This window comes from Thermoflavimicrobium dichotomicum (assembly GCF_900114055.1).
In the GTDB taxonomy this organism is placed as follows: domain Bacteria; phylum Bacillota; class Bacilli; order Thermoactinomycetales; family Thermoactinomycetaceae; genus Thermoflavimicrobium; species Thermoflavimicrobium dichotomicum.
Genome location: NZ_FORR01000019.1, coordinates 23,439 through 39,092 on the forward strand (window position 1 = coordinate 23,439; position 15,654 = coordinate 39,092).

18 protein-coding genes are annotated in these 15,654 nt (G+C 41.8%); 5 read left to right on the top strand and 13 right to left on the bottom strand.

Features of this window, described 5'->3' with window-relative positions; translation table 11 throughout:
- Nucleotides 1-72: 72 nt before the first annotated feature.
- On the bottom strand, nt 73-396 hold the full coding sequence (locus BMZ78_RS15030) for a hypothetical protein (protein ID WP_093231240.1): 324 nt from the start codon (nt 394-396) through the stop codon (nt 73-75).
- A gap of 130 nt (nt 397-526) precedes the next feature.
- Between BMZ78_RS15030 and BMZ78_RS15035 the strand changes: the two genes are divergently transcribed.
- Both BMZ78_RS15035 and BMZ78_RS15040 read left to right on the top strand, forming a co-directional pair.
- A complete protein-coding gene (locus BMZ78_RS15035; protein ID WP_093231241.1) occupies nt 527-1,555 on the top strand; it encodes a ThiF family adenylyltransferase in 1,029 nt (342 codons plus the stop codon).
- A gap of 121 nt (nt 1,556-1,676) precedes the next feature.
- Nucleotides 1,677-2,246 (top strand): hypothetical protein, encoded by a 570-nt coding sequence (locus BMZ78_RS15040; RefSeq protein ID WP_093231242.1) that lies wholly within the window; start codon nt 1,677-1,679, stop codon nt 2,244-2,246.
- 236 nt (nt 2,247-2,482) lie between these two features.
- On the opposite strand, the gene BMZ78_RS15045 is transcribed toward BMZ78_RS15040, so the two are convergent.
- Together BMZ78_RS15045 and BMZ78_RS15050 are read right to left on the bottom strand one after the other, a co-directional pair.
- On the bottom strand, nt 2,483-3,388 hold the full coding sequence (locus tag BMZ78_RS15045; RefSeq protein WP_175482509.1) for an NAD(P)-dependent oxidoreductase: 906 nt from the start codon (nt 3,386-3,388) through the stop codon (nt 2,483-2,485).
- A 6-nt stretch (nt 3,389-3,394) separates the two neighbouring features.
- On the bottom strand, nt 3,395-3,964 hold the full coding sequence (locus BMZ78_RS15050; protein ID WP_093231243.1) for a thioredoxin family protein: 570 nt from the start codon (nt 3,962-3,964) through the stop codon (nt 3,395-3,397).
- A 121-nt stretch (nt 3,965-4,085) separates the two neighbouring features.
- Between BMZ78_RS15050 and cmpA the strand changes: the two genes are divergently transcribed.
- The gene (gene cmpA / locus BMZ78_RS15055) at nt 4,086-4,211 is read left to right on the top strand and encodes a cortex morphogenetic protein CmpA (RefSeq protein WP_425263943.1); all 126 of its coding nucleotides are present in this window, start codon (nt 4,086-4,088) and stop codon (nt 4,209-4,211) included.
- A gap of 56 nt (nt 4,212-4,267) precedes the next feature.
- Here the strand turns inward: cmpA and BMZ78_RS15060 are convergent, their stop codons facing one another.
- Nucleotides 4,268-6,424: a Tex family protein gene (locus BMZ78_RS15060; RefSeq protein ID WP_425263941.1), complete on the bottom strand. Its 2,157-nt coding sequence runs from the start codon at nt 6,422-6,424 to the stop codon at nt 4,268-4,270.
- Nucleotides 6,425-6,605: 181 nt separating this feature from the next.
- On the opposite strand from BMZ78_RS15060, the gene BMZ78_RS15065 reads away from it, so the two are divergent.
- On the top strand, nt 6,606-7,469 hold the full coding sequence (locus tag BMZ78_RS15065) for a metallophosphoesterase (RefSeq protein ID WP_093231245.1): 864 nt from the start codon (nt 6,606-6,608) through the stop codon (nt 7,467-7,469).
- A gap of 376 nt (nt 7,470-7,845) precedes the next feature.
- Entirely contained in the window at nt 7,846-8,745 is a 900-nt protein-coding gene (locus tag BMZ78_RS15070; RefSeq protein WP_093231246.1) for a hypothetical protein, read from the top strand.
- Nucleotides 8,746-8,928: 183 nt separating this feature from the next.
- On the opposite strand, the gene sigB is transcribed toward BMZ78_RS15070, so the two are convergent.
- The 9 genes from sigB to BMZ78_RS15115 all read right to left on the bottom strand — a co-directional run bounded on the left by sigB (nt 8,929) and on the right by BMZ78_RS15115 (nt 15,601).
- Nucleotides 8,929-9,717, bottom strand: a complete 789-nt coding sequence (gene sigB / locus BMZ78_RS15075; RefSeq protein ID WP_093231247.1) for an RNA polymerase sigma factor SigB — start codon at nt 9,715-9,717, stop codon at nt 8,929-8,931.
- Complete coding sequence (gene rsbW, locus BMZ78_RS15080; RefSeq protein WP_093231248.1) at nt 9,683-10,168, bottom strand: anti-sigma B factor RsbW; 486 nt, start codon at nt 10,166-10,168, stop codon at nt 9,683-9,685. The genes sigB and rsbW overlap by 35 nt, the downstream gene beginning before the upstream one ends.
- On the bottom strand, nt 10,165-10,500 hold the full coding sequence (locus BMZ78_RS15085) for an STAS domain-containing protein (protein ID WP_093231249.1): 336 nt from the start codon (nt 10,498-10,500) through the stop codon (nt 10,165-10,167). Before BMZ78_RS15085 ends, rsbW begins: the two co-directional genes overlap by 4 nt.
- A gap of 32 nt (nt 10,501-10,532) precedes the next feature.
- Nucleotides 10,533-11,537, bottom strand: a complete 1,005-nt coding sequence (locus BMZ78_RS15090) for a PP2C family protein-serine/threonine phosphatase (protein ID WP_093231250.1) — start codon at nt 11,535-11,537, stop codon at nt 10,533-10,535.
- Between the two features lie 480 nt (nt 11,538-12,017).
- Entirely contained in the window at nt 12,018-12,368 is a 351-nt protein-coding gene (gene ndoA / locus BMZ78_RS15095) for a type II toxin-antitoxin system endoribonuclease NdoA (protein ID WP_093231251.1), read from the bottom strand.
- A gap of 5 nt (nt 12,369-12,373) precedes the next feature.
- Nucleotides 12,374-12,670 carry a CopG family ribbon-helix-helix protein gene (locus BMZ78_RS15100; RefSeq protein ID WP_093231282.1) on the bottom strand — a complete coding sequence of 99 codons (297 nt, stop codon included), beginning with the start codon at nt 12,668-12,670 and terminating at the stop codon, nt 12,374-12,376.
- 143 nt (nt 12,671-12,813) lie between these two features.
- On the bottom strand, nt 12,814-14,016 hold the full coding sequence (gene alr, locus BMZ78_RS15105; RefSeq protein WP_425263942.1) for an alanine racemase: 1,203 nt from the start codon (nt 14,014-14,016) through the stop codon (nt 12,814-12,816).
- Entirely contained in the window at nt 14,000-14,428 is a 429-nt protein-coding gene (locus tag BMZ78_RS15110; protein ID WP_093231252.1) for a hypothetical protein, read from the bottom strand. Before BMZ78_RS15110 ends, alr begins: the two co-directional genes overlap by 17 nt.
- Nucleotides 14,429-14,578: 150 nt before the next feature.
- Nucleotides 14,579-15,601 carry an outer membrane lipoprotein-sorting protein gene (locus BMZ78_RS15115; RefSeq protein WP_093231253.1) on the bottom strand — a complete coding sequence of 341 codons (1,023 nt, stop codon included), beginning with the start codon at nt 15,599-15,601 and terminating at the stop codon, nt 14,579-14,581.
- Between the last annotated feature and the right edge of the window lie 53 nt (nt 15,602-15,654).

The following is a 15,654-nucleotide window of genomic DNA, read 5'->3' on the forward strand; positions in this document are numbered from 1 at the left end:
GAAATAAAAAGAAGATCAAGCAAAACCAACGAACCAACGTTCGCTATTCACCTGATCTCTCTGTCCATTCATCTATATGATCATTCCGGACTCTTTCATACGTTTTTTTGTCTCTTTTGTTCCCAAATGATAAATGAGTTGGTATACAGCTTTGATCCGATCATCATAGTTGTGTTCTTCCATTCGTTCTTCGGTTCGATAAGGCAAGTGGGCTTGAATAAATGTATCATAATCTTCTTCAGCAATCTCTGAAAATAAATGTTCCAGTTTCTGAATCTCTTCAGATGTCGCCTGAATTTCAAAATCAAATACCGGATCAGTTGGATCAGGTTGATCCCGAATCTCTCCAGCATATGGACCTAAATCAATGGAAACATAATACGTTTTCTTTTCCAAAACCATCCCTCCAAATGTACCTTTTCCTTATCTCTTTCCTTTCTTGCCAAATACCATTCACAAAAAAAGGTTTTCATATCGTTTCCGTTCATGCGAAAATAAAAACGAGCTTATAAAGGGAGCGATCCAGATGACTGTAGACATGACTCGTTACTCACGACAAATCTTGTTTCCACCGATTGGAAAAGATGGTCAGGCTCGTTTGCAATCTTCACGGATTGCAATCGTAGGGATGGGTGCTTTAGGTACAGCCTTGGCAAATCATATGGTTCGTGCAGGTGTTGGCTACATCCGTATCATCGATCGAGATTTCGTAGAAGAAAGCAATTTGCAAAGACAAATGCTCTATGACGAAATGGATGCTCAAAATCAGCTGCCCAAGGCGATTGCTGCTAAAGAAAAACTGGAAAGGATCAACTCAAGTGTAACGATAGAGGCACATGTTACGGATCTTACTTGGCGTAATGCCGAAAAACTCCTATCCTCGGTTGATTTAATACTAGATGGAACAGACAATTTTTCTGTTCGTTACCTAATAAACGATGTCAGCATCAAACATCAAATCCCCTGGATCTATGGAGGAGCTGTGAGTGCACGGGGAATGACGTTTACGATTCGACCTGGCATCACTCCCTGCTTGCGCTGCCTTTTCCCTGATCCCCCTGCTCCTGGTAGCAGCGAAACATGTGATACAGCTGGTGTCATTGGACCTGTTGTTCAAATAGTTGCTTCTTTCCAGGCTACAGAAGCACTCAAATTACTGATTGGTGCAACAGAAGCCCTGGATCCACGGATGCGCCATTTTGAACTCTGGGATAATCATTATATTGCTATGAAAGTAAAAGCAAAATCGGACTGTCCCGTATGCAAGCAGCAAAAGTATGAATTTCTGGAGCCTGCTCACCCAGAAGAACAGGCAATCTCACTCTGCGGACGACAAACGATTCAAATCTCTCCAGCAGACTCCCTGCAAATGAACTTGAATCAATTGGCTGAAAAGCTGGAACCAGTCGCTGATATAGAAAAAACCCCTTTTTTGCTCAGGGCAACAATTGACCCATACCGACTGGTTATTTTCCCGGATGGTCGTGTTCTCGTTCAGGGAACCGATGACATTTCAATCGCCAAATCATTGGTAGCCAAATATGTGGGTATGTAACCAATAAAAACAACGTGCACGAAACATATGCGGAAATGATCAGAATTTCTACTATTTGACATTAATAAAATATTGGATATAAAATGATAACCATCTTGAAGAAATAAAAGGAGGATAGAAGATGAAAAAAATCTCCCAGATTTTGATGATGGCTCTCGTTTTGGTATTCATTGTCTCTGGATGTGGCTTGCTTCCCAAAGGAACAGGGGAAGAAAGCAAAACATCCGATTCCAAAAACAGTAGCCAGTCCTCCAACTCATCCAACTCATCACAAGCGATGCCAGCAAAAGAAACCTATCCAGAAATCACCTTTGAAACGAAATATTTTACATTTGATGAGGTTCCTGCCCGAGGTTCAGGAGGTATTTGGTATTATACCAAAGAACAACATGCAGGGAATTTGGATAAGCAGTTTACCTGGGATCAAAATGATGTGATTCTGATTCAGGCATCTGACAAAAAACTTTATGGAAAAAAGCTGATCCCCACAGCTATAGAGAAAAAAGCAGATGATTTGATTAACATTAAAGTAAATATTGCAGACTATACTTACAGCGACCCGGGCATCCCTTCTATGTACAAAGAATACCCGGCACGTTGCTTTATTGTTATTCCTAAAGGTTCCATTAATTCCAAGAAAGCCAAGTTTTCCATCACCAGTGAAACTGGAGAAAAAATCACTGTCCAGTAGATGAAAAAAGCTTTGGCCAACAAGATGGAAATATCCCGCGCTTCGGGATGGGTTCCCTCCTCCGTGACAACTTCTGTCCCATCACACGGTAAGGAACCCATCCCTCTGCTTTATAGAAAAATCATCCCTTGATGGTATTACTCAGCAACATGAGGATCTGTTGACAAGGAGCCTTTTCCAATTCAAAAATTCCTACTGTTAACATGGCAATTTTTTGCCAACAACCCCTAAAAAAGTCAACAGCCTTTTTCCTTAGGTACAATCTCGATCTGCCCCAATTGCTCCATTACACGAATCAAAGCATGAGTTCCATCCTCATTGCCTCCAAGTGCTTGTACTGAGCGCAGCAACTGCTGCACGACAGCCGTTCCCAAGAGAGGCAGATTCATTCGCTCCGCTTCTTGTAACACAATACGCAAGTCCTTTTGCTGAAAGCGAACTGAAAAGCCTGGAGCCAGATCTCCCTTAATGATCCGTGGCCCATAATTGGACAATGCCCAAGATCCACCCGCACCTTGGGTTGTTACTTCCAACATTTTTTCCAAATCTACTCCTGCTTTTTTGGCAAAAGCGAACGCTTCAACCATCCCTAGCAAGTTTAAACCACACAAGATCTGATTACATGCCTTGACTGTTTGCCCCGCACCAATGGGCCCACAGTGCACAATGGATTTTGCCATCGGCTCTAGCACAGGCAGTGCCTTTTCCAATACTTCAGCTTCGCCTCCCACCATAATGGAAAGAGTCCCTTGCCGTGCCCCGACATCTCCGCCACTAACGGGAGCATCTAACATGGAGACCCCTTTTTCCCTCGCATGTGCGGCTATTTGCCTGGTCGTATCTGGTGAAATGGTACTCATATCAATAAAAATGGCTCCCGGTCTGGCTCCTTTCAATACACCATTTTCCCCTTCGACCACTTCAAGCACATCCGGTGTATCACCGACAATCGTAATAATGATGTCACTTTTTTCTGCTAATTCTTTCGGAGAGTTGGCCGGTTTGGCTCCCAGTTGAACCGCCTCATCCACTTTGGAACGTGTTCGATTCCAAACCGTAACGGGAAAACCGGCACGGTAAATATGTTGCCACATCGATCTTCCCATAATCCCCAGGCCAATAAATCCAACCCGCAAAGTCATAAGCCCTCACCCCATCTGGAATACTTGTTCCAATTTTTCCTTTACACTACGCTTGACTGCTTTCCAAATCGTCCGGTCCGTGCAGATTTTTTCACGAAACTCCCGGTACATCTCTTTTTGCTTCTGTTCAAATGTTGGATCTTCTTTTGGCGGTAGAGCACTCCGCATCTCCGTGATCATCTGTTGGACTTCTGGTGCTCTCGGTCCCCAGACCGCTTTTTCTTGCCCTTTTTCATCAATGAAGATAAAAATAGGGATCGCCCGAGCTGTACCATTGGTTAAATATTGATCCATCAGTTCCAGGTTATCATCGCGAATCAAAAATCGCATATCAAACGAAGCAACCTCAGCAATTCGCTTCATAATGGGAACGCATAGCATGGCATCTCCACACCAATCTGCTGTCAACACGATAATGCGCCAGTTCTTTGATTTTCCTTGTGCAAAAAAGACCTTCTCCTCTTCTGATAAATACACATTTTCATATATCGATAATAATTCTTCACGATTGATCTGCATAGAATCTACATATTCCTGATAAGTCATTCCTTTTTGAAACCAGTCATTCAAAGTCATTCCAATTCCTCCATTACATGCGAATTGCACGACTGATTAGACACGAACACCTTTATTATCTCATAAACTGAAAAATAAAAGCAGCTATAAAAAGGGGGCGATTCTGTTGCCCAAATGGTTAATGAAACAATTAATGCATGCATTTTATATGAAAGATCGAAGGCAAATTCGATTTTTAAACGAATGTTGGTTTTCATTTCAAGCAAAAGAAATTTCCCGTAGAAAAAAGCGGCCGATCTCCACATAACCGCCTAAAATTAAGAAACCTAGTATGAGGCTTGCATACTAGGTTCCCTTGTCCATTTATTTTTGTTCCAAGTCTTGATATGGAATCATGCTTAAACCAACGCGTTCCCTTTCTTCATCTACAGCAATGACCCAAACATCTACGATATCGCCGACTGTGACAATATCCATCGGATTTTTGACAAATTTCTTGCTCAATTTCGAAATATGGACGAGTCCATCATTTTTCAAGCCAATATCAACGAAAGCACCAAAATCCACCACATTTCTAACTGTTCCTTTCAGATGCATGCCAACATGCAAATCCTTGATGTCCAATACATCAGAGCGCAAAAGAGGTGGTGGCAATTCTTCACGCGGATCTCTTCCGGGGCGAAGTAAAGCCTCAATAATATCTCTTAAAGTAGGGACACCACATCCCAATTGCTCCGCTGTCTTTTCTACATCTAATTGACGCAGCCGTTCATTGCAGACATCACTGCCAATTTGTGTTTTGTCCATCTCAATCAAGGCAAACAACTTTTCTACAACCGGATAGGATTCAGGGTGGATCGGGGTCTTGTCCAAAGGATTGAGGCCATCCGTAATCCGTAAAAACCCAATGCATTGCTCATACGTTTTTGCACCAAGACGTGGAACTTCCTTTAACTGCTCCCGATGGGTAAAGCGTCCAATTTCCTCTCTCTTTTTGACAATATTTTTGGCTACTGTCGAACTAATGCCGGAAACATAGTTTAATAAAGCAGGGGAAGCTGTATTCACATCGACACCTACATAGTTGACCGCGGACTCCACGACTGCTGACAAACTTTCACTCAGTCTTTTCTGCGATACATCATGTTGGTATTGACCGACTCCAATCGATTTCGGATCGATTTTTACCAATTCAGCAAGCGGGTCTTGCAAACGGCGGGCAATGGAAATGGCACTACGCTCTGCAACATCCAGATCTGGAAATTCCTCTTTTGCGAGTTTGGAGGCTGAATACACACTCGCTCCTGCCTCATTGACAATCACATAATAAACGGTGCGGTCCACTTCTTTAATCACGTTAGCAATAAAGCTTTCCGTCTCCCGCGAAGCTGTTCCATTTCCAATCGCAATAATATCGATCGGATAAGTTTCAAGCAATTTCAATACAGTCTGTTTGGCTTCTTCCACTTGATTATGCGGAGGTGTCGGATAAATCACTCCAACTTCCAACAGTTTGCCTGTGTCATCCACAACAGCCCACTTGCAACCTGTTCGATAGGCGGGATCGATTCCCAATACTGTTTTTCCAAGAACAGGTGGTTGTAACAATAAATGGCGCAAGTTTTCCGAGAAAATATGAATGGCCTGTTCTTCCGCTTTTTCCGTCATCTGGGCATGCACTTCACGTTCAATGGAGGGAGCAATTAAACGCTTGTAACTATCTTGTACGACTGCTTTTAAATAGTCGTGCGGTGGATGTGGGAACCATGCTTCCAGACGTTGAAAAATCGGCTCTTCTTCCACCACTATTTTTACCTTGAGAAACTCTTCCCGTTCCCCACGGTTGACAGCGAGCACGCGATGAGATGGGATCGTATGTACAGGTTCGCTAAAATCATAATACATTTCATACACGGAACGCTTTTCAGGATCTTTGGCTTTTGAGACAAGGATTCCAGTATTCCATGTATATTCACGAACCCACTTGCGGATTTCGGCGTCTTCTGCCAACTCTTCCGCCAGGATATCCATCGCTCCTTGTAAAGCATCTTCAACGGTTGCCACACCGGATTCTTCATTGACATACTCTTCAGCTTGAGCTTCCACACTGGCCGTGTCCACCGCTTCCAGCATCGCTTTAGCCAGTGGTTCCAATCCTTTTTCTTTGGCGACAGATGCCCGTGTTTTTCTTTTGGGACGAAAGGGCAAATACAGATCTTCCAACTCTTGCAGCTTCGTCGCCTGTTCGATCTTTTGGCGCAATTCATCCGTCAATTTTCCTTGTTCATCAATTAAGCGAAGCACTTCTTCCCGCCGTTGATTTAATTGAGTCAAATAGTGAAAGCGCTCCTCAATGGCACGCAACTTTTCCTCATCAAGCTCTCCTGTCTGCTCTTTTCGATAACGGGCAATAAAAGGGATCGTATTCCCTTCCTGCATCAACTCAACACTTCTTTTGACCTGATGCGTTCTTAGGCTCAATTCCTCCGCAATTACATAATACATCCGTTCCAAATCCAATGACTCTCACCACCTAGAACATTCAATCAAACATGACACATGAAATTTTATCCATTTACAACCATCCCATTTTATTGTATCACTTCACACTTCATAAAGTTGTTTCTCTTTTTCTACAAAAAACCATTTGTTAGAATAGAAGTTAGCCTGCTGGATTTTTAAGCTAAATGGAGGAATCTCCATGTCACAAACGGAACTCTCCCGTCGGCAATTTTTGAAAAAGTCATTTTCAAAATGGTTAGGTCTTAGTCTTCTTGGCATAAGTGGAATTTATTCCTACAGCCTCGAGCCCAAGTGGATCGAAATAAAAGAGCAATGGCTGTTCCTTCCTTCACTCCCTCCCTCGTTTCAACATACACGCATCGTTCACTTCAGTGATTTACACCTGGGTTTTTATTTGGATCCATCTGACCTATCCAGTTTGGTCCAACACATACAGCAATTAAAACCCGATCTTCTCTGTTTTACAGGCGATCTGATTGATAAAGATCCAAATGTAATCTCAGCAGCCATTCCTTATCTTTCACAGCTACAAGCTCCTCTTGGCAAGTATGCTGTATTGGGAAACCACGATTATCGTGGAAATGCGCAAATGGTTCAACAAGGACTGGCACAAAGCGGTTTTCATGTCCTGGTTAATTCACATCAGTTGGTTCAAAAAGGGAATGATCGAATTGCGATTGCAGGTGTGGATGATCAACTAACGGGCCACCCCAATTTGGTTCAAGCATTACATGGACTTGACAGTCATACATGCACCATTTTACTCTCCCACTGTCCCGATTTCGCTGACCAGGCGAGAAAAAAACCGGTTGCGTTACAATTATCCGGACATAGTCACGGTGGACAAATCCGCCTTCCTTTGATCGGACATATTGTCACTCCTCCTTATGGCCGAAAATACGTACAGGGTTTCCATCAAGTTGAGGGAAGTTCGCTAAAAGTGTATGTCAACCGTGGGATTGGCACAACCATTTTGCCTCTTCGCTTCTTTTGCCGTCCAGAAATTACTGTTCTGGTTCTGACAAGCAAAAAGAGCAGATAGGTTAACCTACCTGCTTCCTCTTGCATCACATGTTCAACGCATAATTCCTCCCGCCATCCAAGGGGAGGGGTATCCTTGTGCAATCTTGGATGAGCGGTTTCTGGCTTCACTCACCTTTTCTCCTTCTGCACACACCATTCTTGGAAACTCCTATCTACTGACAGGATATTGACCAAGCTCAATCCGCCAGTCCAGCGGTGAAAAGTTGTTTTTCCAAACTAGCATTCTATAATCGGTTACAAAATCTCATTCAACATCTCTTCTCTTGCTCCAAAAATGCTTCGAAATTGAATTCTATATATTTTTTATATTGAATTAATTATGCCGAATCGTGTAAAATAGTGGAAACCAACGAAAATAACAGGAGGAATTCCCCATGAAAGATCATGAGTTGGAGGAAGCCCTTGAGCTATTGGAAGGTTTCCGCACAGATCTTGAGCCACTATTTCCCTGTCAACCCAATGAAAAAAATGCAAACTCTACGAAACAAAGAAAAAATTGGATGAGGAAAACAAGTACTACCATCTTTGTCACACTCTTTCTTGCGGGTGGAGCATTTACCATCACCCAATACTCATCTCCAACTTTTTTTCGCCAATTATTACCTGATCTGCTAGTGAATAAAAAGCAAACACAAACAACCGAGAACACAGCACAAGACTTGCCGTCGAAAAAGAATCGGGTATCGCCTATTTTGCGGGATGTTCACCAACCGAGCCGCTTCACACAACAAGTTCACAATGAGTCAAAAGCATCCAACGAATCTTCGGCTGATCATCAGACGGCTTCGATCACTGTACAAAAAGACAAAATAATAACAAAACTACCATCCCACAATAAATCTCCTCAGCCCGCGTTTCAACAAAAAAAGCATCTTCCGCTTCATCAACGATTGGATCAATTTTCGAATCGTACCCATTGGCAGCCCAACTTGCTTCAACCGAAACCGAAACTTTCCCTACCCGATTATTTACCTGAAAATAAACTATTGTCTGATTCAAATACACAATTGCCAAACTCGTTTACTATTCATTTAAAAAACCGGCTCCATTGTACATGGACATTCAAGCAACCGAAACATTCCATCTATCCTTTTACTCTACTGATTGAAAAACAAACCGGCAAAAAGAAACATCAATTGCACTTGGAAGGTAAATTACATATTTCAAAAGGAAAAAACAACCAAATACTCTTACATATCCAAAAAAAACAACCAAAAAAGAAAATGTGTCATCCAAAGAGAAGCTTTAAATACGCTCCTTCCAGCACTATTTGAGAGTAAGTTTGTTGACAAAGAATCTATGCCGTGGGATTCCTTTTCCATGTTGGTTATGTTTCAATTCTTAAGCAACTATCCCCAACTAGAAAAGGAACTTTTTTTATGGCAATGCAACTCTTTCAAAATAAAAAGTAGTGTATCTGACAAACCCTGAGCTCAGGTTTGCTAGATACACTCTTTTTATCCAATAATTTCAGCCAATTCCATTCGAATCGCTTGGCGTAGTTTTTTCAGAGCACGACGTTGTAAACGGGAAACATGCATTTGCGAAATACCTAGCTGTTCTCCTACTTGCTTTTGACTGAGGTGATCAAAGAAGGTCATCTGCAAAATTTCTCGTTCTCGATCCGTAAGCACATGAAATACTTTCTCCAGTAACAGTTTGCGATCAATCTGGTCGTATCCTCTATCTTCTGTTCCTACCAAATCAAGTAAAGTCACCTGACTCCCATCACTGCTGGCCTCAATCGGACTATCGACCGAAACGGCTTGATAGCTCCGTCCCATCTCCATCGTTTCCAAAACTTCCTCTTGCGACACATCCAGATATTCAGCAATCTCTTTGATTTGCGGAGAGCGTTGCAGTTTGGTCGTCAGTTCCTCTACGGCACTTTTGATCCGAGGTCCTAACTCTTTAATTCGTCTGGGAACATGGACACTCCATGTCTTATCACGGATATGCCTTTTGATTTCCCCAACAATTGTAGGTACAGCAAACCCTTCAAAATTTCGGCCATAAGAAGGGTCATATCTGCGGATCGAAGCAAGAAGGCCGATCATACCTACTTGAATCAAGTCTTCATATGGCTCTGAACCACGTGCAAATTTATAGGCAAGAGTCTCAACCAAGTCACGATAATACTCAACAAGCCATTCTTGTGCCTGCACATCGCCGTTTTTTTGATACCGCCCAATCATCTCCAAAACCTGCTCTTCATCTGTAGGGGTAGGATGCGGGCGATTTGACATGCGGCTCCACCTCATTTTTTCGAAGATACTTAGTCAGCTTGACAATGACACCATTATCTCCCTTGATATCCACATCATCCATCAATGTTTTCATCAGGTAAATCCCTAAACCACGTTCACGCAAAGCATTCATGGATGGCTCAAAACTAATGGGTCCCGTACGCTCTTCCACTTCTCTGATATTGAAACTGTGCCCACGATCGATGACTTCGATTTCCAAACGGTTTCCAAAGATACTGCAACACACTTCAATGTCACCATCTCCACCGCTATATGCATGATCCACTGCATTGGTGCAGGCTTCAGAAACGGCAAGTTTCAGATCCTCAATGTCATCATAGGAAAAGCCCATCCGATTAGCAATGCCGGAAACTGTCAAACGAGCGATTCCTACATAATCTGGTTTGGCAGGAATGGTCAAATTCACTGAATCTAAGGGCTGCTCCTTCATTCTTTTCCATCCTCCTGCTTCCGATCTTCAATTTCAATAATCTCATGTAGTCCCGTAATGCGAAAAATTCGGCTCAACCGAGCGTTCATTCCTGTCAAAATCAACCTTCCTGCTGTGGCTCGTTGTGCCTTATAAGCTCCAATCAACACACCCAATCCTGTACTATCTATATAATCCACTTTGGACAGGTCTACATATACGGTGTTCCCGTTCTGACACAAAGGAAGCAACTTTTCCCTTAACTGTGGAGCAGTATACACATCCACTTCGCCTTCAACAAAAATGGTCACACCCTTTTGTGCATCTTCCTTTTCTTTGATCAACACATTCACCGTCTTTCGCCCTCCAACCTATGCTTTCTTAACTACTCGACTCGTTTTATGATCATAATGGTTTGGTCATCCTTCAATTGATATTTGGCCATTTCAAACAAACGTTGGTAAACGCCCTCAACTGCTTGTTGAGCTGGCAACTCCAAATGCTCCCGAATAATTTGCTTCAACTGATCTCTTTGTAAAAATTTACCATCCACTTTACATTCAGTTACCCCATCTGAAAACAGAATAATCGCATCTCCAGGAAAAAGTTCAATGGTATACTCTGGGTAATCGACATCTTTCTCTACTCCAAGGACCAAACCCTGTGTTTCCAAATCACTAAACTCATCTTCACTTGCCCTGAAAAGAAGTCCAGGTTCATGGCCTGCTGTTGCATAGCGAAAATGATGATTCAACGAATCATATACCCCATATACCATGGTAATAAACATACTTGAATCTACATTTCTTTCCACAACAGTATTTAAGCCTCGCAAAACCTCTGATGGCGAAAGCGGTTGATCATCCAAACGGTCCATCGAGTACTTAATCATGGACATGCATAACGCTGCAGGAATTCCCTTACCGATGATATCCGATATGGCAATACCAAGAGAACCTTTTCCATGATCAACAAAGTTATAATAGTCCCCACTCATGCGATTGGCAGCGACACTTAGTACACCAATATCCACTCCCTTTAAAGGCGGAGGACACTTTGGCAGCAAAGTCTGTTGCATACGTACTGCTACTTCGATCTCATCTTCCAGTTCTCGTTGTCGGTTGACCAAATTGGTTCGATCTTGGTAAGCCACCCCATAACCAATCATCACTTCAATCAAAAAGTCAAAAGAAACTTTTACCTCATTTGGGAGGTTTGGCAACAGTTTCTTTAGGGTACTAATGTGGAAGTTCACCACTTCTTCTGGTGGTACTCGCTGCTGCAAGATCCACTTACTTAATTGTTGAGCACCATACAAATGATCTTCTCTCGTATCTTGAATATAGGCAGTCAACAGTCTCTCGTATTGTTTTTGCAAATCAATATTCATGTAAAAATCCCCTTGGATCCGATATCTTCGGTTAAACATCAATGTTCAGCATGTTTTTACTATTTATGACAGAGTTGAAATATTCCTCCTAAAACATCATCGACAATCCTGAACAACGACATTTCTTTCACAAATGAATGATTTCATCATCCATTTTCGAATCATGACAGGCTCTAACACACCGCCCGATGCTTTTACCTGTCATCATTTCTTTCCTTTTTAAGCAGTAAAGGATCACTTCAATGATCACCATGTAAAAAACCAGAAAAACACGTAAAACTTCAATCTTTTAACCATCTTACTCTGAAAGCCCAAAATAACATGTCTGTCATTTGTATACATACTCAATGAAGTTATTTTTATTGGTTATATCTTCAGCTTTCGTAATTAAAATAACACAGAACGGGCGACGATGAAATAAGTGAACCCAATTTATCTCCAAAAAAAAGAGAGAGCGGGCACTCCCGCACTCCCCTGGTTTCAAAAATCAATGAGCCCTAAACTGATCTGTAGTGCTTCATTGACTCGATTCATCATCTCTTCATCCAAGTGGGTGATTTTATCAGTCAACCTTTGCTTATCAATTGTGCGAATCTGTTCTAACAGAATCACTGAATCACGGTCAAATCCATACGTTTTTGCATCAATCTCAACATGTGTAGGCAACTTTGCCTTTTGAATTTGGGCAGTAATCGCGGCGACGATCACAGTGGGGCTAAATCGATTACCAATATCATTCTGGATCACTAGTACAGGACGTACCCCACCCTGCTCGGATCCGACCACAGGGGAAAGATCTGCAAAATAAACATCGCCACGTTTAACAATCAAATTGTTTACACCCCACTAACTAAGCGCTCTAAAGTATGATCTGCTTCTTCCTCTGCTTCAAACGCTTCCGAGGCAATATTTAAATTAATCTTAGCCATTTCCATATAGCCTCTTTGCATCGCTTCACGAATACGCCGCTTTTTACGCTCCTGTAAATATAATTTCATCGCTTGGCGAATAAATTCACTGCGATTGGATTTATCCTTTTCTACCATACCATCCACTTCTTTTAATAAATTCGTTGGCAGACTGATCATAATTCTCTTGGTACCTGACAAGTTCGTGCACCCCCAACCAATCATCACCATTAGCGATTCCCTTATCAATACTACCATTATGATTAATTAAATGCAAAAATATACTTAAAATGAATTCCTACAAATCGTTGAAATCACACACATATTAAAATCTATTCGTTCCAGTTGTACAAATTCCTCCTCGAAATCTAGAGAAATGAATTTGATCTTCTCAAATCGTTGACGATCGCTACAGGTTGGCCATTTTTCAGATAAATCCGGGGAATCCGACGTGATAACATGGAAGTGACTTCGTAATTAATTGTGTTCAACTGTGCAGCCACTTCATCTACATGAATCTCCAATTCTCCCTGCCTGCCATAAAAAACAACTTCATCTCCTACTTTTACAGGCATTGCATTCGTTACATCTAACATCAATTGGTCCATACATACCCGCCCGACGACGGGAACCTTTACCCCACGGACCAAAGCAAAGCCGCTGTTAGACAGTTGACGACTAAAACCATCCGCATAACCAACCGGAACAGTAGCGATCCACTCATCGCCTCTTGCTACATACGTTTTTCCATAACTGATTCCTGTACCTTTTGGCGGTTGTTTCAAGTGAATGATTCGAGACTTGAACGTAAGAGCAGGCTTCAATTGAACCTTTTGCCTGTTTACTTCTTGTGAAGGATATAACCCATACAGACTGATCCCAATTCGGACCATATTATAAGCATGATTCGGCGCATCAATGGAGGCGGCACTGTTAGCACAATGAATAATGGGGATATTTATTCCCATTTCTTTTGCCCGTTTGACCACCTTATCAAAAGAAGATAACTGATAGTTCATATAAGTTTTACCCGCTTCATCCGCTGTGGCCAAATGGGTAAAAAGTCCTTCCAATCGCACATAAGGCAGCTCTCGTACCTTCTCTAAAAAGTCAATTGCCTGATCTGGAGTCAGACCGAGTCGCCCCATGCCCGTATCGACCTTGACATGAACCGTTGCTTCTATTCCAAGTTCCTTCGCTTTCTCATGAATCGCAAGTAAGTTGGTTTCATCATAAACCGTTAAAGCAAGATGATGCTTTAAAGCATCGGCAATTGCATAAGATGGAGTAAATCCAAACACAAGAACAGGTGCTTGGATTCCGGCTTCACGCAATTCGATTCCCTCATCGACAAATGCGACACCCAGTGCATTTGCTCCAGCTTCCAAAGCTGCTTGGGATACAAGGACTGCCCCATGACCATAAGCATTTGCCTTTACTGCAACCATGATCATTGTATTGACGGGAAGATGTTGCTTAAACTGCTGGATATTATGATGAATTGCGTCAAGATCAACTTCAATCACCGTATCTCTGCCATATTTACTCAAATCTTTATGTTTTCCATCCACGTTTTATCACTTCCAGCTGATAATTTAATTCATCAATAAATGAATCACTGACCAATAAGGGTGTCCTTTTCCCGCGAATACGGAAATAATAACGTAGATCGTATTCTTGTTCAATCTCTGTCAATAAAATAGTGTCTACCTTTTTTCCAATTCGTACAACTAACCGGTCTGAATAAAGTGTGTAACGTGGATGAAATATATACAGATATATCAGTGGAGAAATGATAAACACGAGCAAGACAAAAAATAAAAAAGCAAGTATAAATGGAGTACTCCGCCATTCAAAGAACGGGAGCAGTACAAGAAGCCCCAAAAGAACAACAAGATTGTCCATGATGCGCATCATTCGGGTTTTTCGCGTGAGAAGAACCTGATAAGAGGAACATTCTTCTCTAATGGGGTTATCACTCATATCCTGTCATCCTTAAGCGTAAATTTCGCCTACATTCATTTTCATCCAATCAATATCTGTACCGATAACTCAATTTCATACTCGATATTATACCAGAGAATATAAAAAAATGGACAGGAAACCTTCATCTGTCCATTTGCCAACATCCCCCTATTTATCTGGTTGACCAGCAAAGGAGTTCGCTATTTTAACCATTTCTTCTTCAGGCAAGTTACCTGTTAGCTCAAACTCTCGCTTTCCATCCAACCATTTGAGCTGTTTTTGATTTTCTTGTGAAAACAGAATGCCAAATCCTTGATAGAGCATGACCGGCTTCACTGACTCCGATAAATACGTTTCCATTTCCTGTGCCTTTTTTTGCACAATGGTAAAAGGTTGAGCTCCAGCGTATCTTACAATCACTGCTGGACCATGGATCGTCTGAACCGTTTTTTCTCCATCCAGCCGACTGCCCATTGGAATATAAGCTGGTACCACTGAAGCCAAATCCTGTTCTTTTTTCATATCCAATCCAGCGATTGTTTGCTTTGATTCTTCTGTCAAGTGGTTCAAATTCCGTTGCATATCAAATGCATCCTGATCAAAAGAAGCATCCAGTTTGAAACGGTCAAATACCATTTCCACCATCACTTCGTCCTTGGCATTCAAGACACTTACTTTCTTCGGATTCAGATCTTGGTCCAACCAAACCTTTTGTTTCTTCCAATTTTGGTTGAGTGTATGTTTAGAAGCTACCTCAAATAAATACTCCTTGTCACCTTTTTGAAATTGACGCTTTTGATCATCAATAATACTGGAGAGGATGGATTGATACAAGTAAATTTGACCGCTTGATTCCGGCCAATCGCTTTGGAAACGGAAACTCTTCTTGATACTTGGGGTTAAAACATAAACCCCTTCATCATTCCGTAATAAAATCTGTGTAATATTGTTCTTTGTATTTTTCAGGGCTACACGATAATAATGCGGTTTTTTATACCAAACCTCGATATCAATGACTTGAGGTTCTTGACCTGTTTGAATCGTTAACTTTCCATGACTCATATAAGATTCCATCTTCTCTGATCGCTTGGACAAATCATTGACAACCGATTTTGCATCTTTTTCGCCACAACCAACCAAAAGCAAAAATATCTGGAAAATAAAGACAAATATCCATCTGGTCCGACACATTTATGGCTTCACCTCGTCAATTTCCCGGGAAATGTGTCGGTTAGGGAAGGGAA

What these genes read in the sequence shown, in the direction of transcription:
- BMZ78_RS15035 (WP_093231241.1), top strand. Translation starts at nt 527, where the DNA reads ATGACTGTAGACATGACTCGTTACTCACGACAAATCTTGTTTCCACCG.
- BMZ78_RS15040 (WP_093231242.1), top strand. Translation starts at nt 1,677, where the DNA reads ATGAAAAAAATCTCCCAGATTTTGATGATGGCTCTCGTTTTGGTATTC.
- BMZ78_RS15045 (WP_175482509.1), bottom strand. Translation starts at nt 3,388, where the DNA reads ATGACTTTGCGGGTTGGATTTATTGGCCTGGGGATTATGGGAAGATCG.
- BMZ78_RS15050 (WP_093231243.1), bottom strand. Translation starts at nt 3,964, where the DNA reads ATGACTTTGAATGACTGGTTTCAAAAAGGAATGACTTATCAGGAATAT.
- cmpA (WP_425263943.1), top strand. Translation starts at nt 4,086, where the DNA reads ATGAAACAATTAATGCATGCATTTTATATGAAAGATCGAAGGCAAATT.
- BMZ78_RS15065 (WP_093231245.1), top strand. Translation starts at nt 6,606, where the DNA reads ATGTCACAAACGGAACTCTCCCGTCGGCAATTTTTGAAAAAGTCATTT.
- BMZ78_RS15070 (WP_093231246.1), top strand. Translation starts at nt 7,846, where the DNA reads ATGAAAGATCATGAGTTGGAGGAAGCCCTTGAGCTATTGGAAGGTTTC.
- sigB (WP_093231247.1), bottom strand. Translation starts at nt 9,717, where the DNA reads ATGTCAAATCGCCCGCATCCTACCCCTACAGATGAAGAGCAGGTTTTG.
- rsbW (WP_093231248.1), bottom strand. Translation starts at nt 10,168, where the DNA reads ATGAAGGAGCAGCCCTTAGATTCAGTGAATTTGACCATTCCTGCCAAA.
- BMZ78_RS15090 (WP_093231250.1), bottom strand. Translation starts at nt 11,537, where the DNA reads ATGAATATTGATTTGCAAAAACAATACGAGAGACTGTTGACTGCCTAT.
- BMZ78_RS15100 (WP_093231282.1), bottom strand. Translation starts at nt 12,670, where the DNA reads ATGATTGGTTGGGGGTGCACGAACTTGTCAGGTACCAAGAGAATTATG.
- BMZ78_RS15110 (WP_093231252.1), bottom strand. Translation starts at nt 14,428, where the DNA reads ATGAGTGATAACCCCATTAGAGAAGAATGTTCCTCTTATCAGGTTCTT.
- BMZ78_RS15115 (WP_093231253.1), bottom strand. Translation starts at nt 15,601, where the DNA reads ATGTGTCGGACCAGATGGATATTTGTCTTTATTTTCCAGATATTTTTG.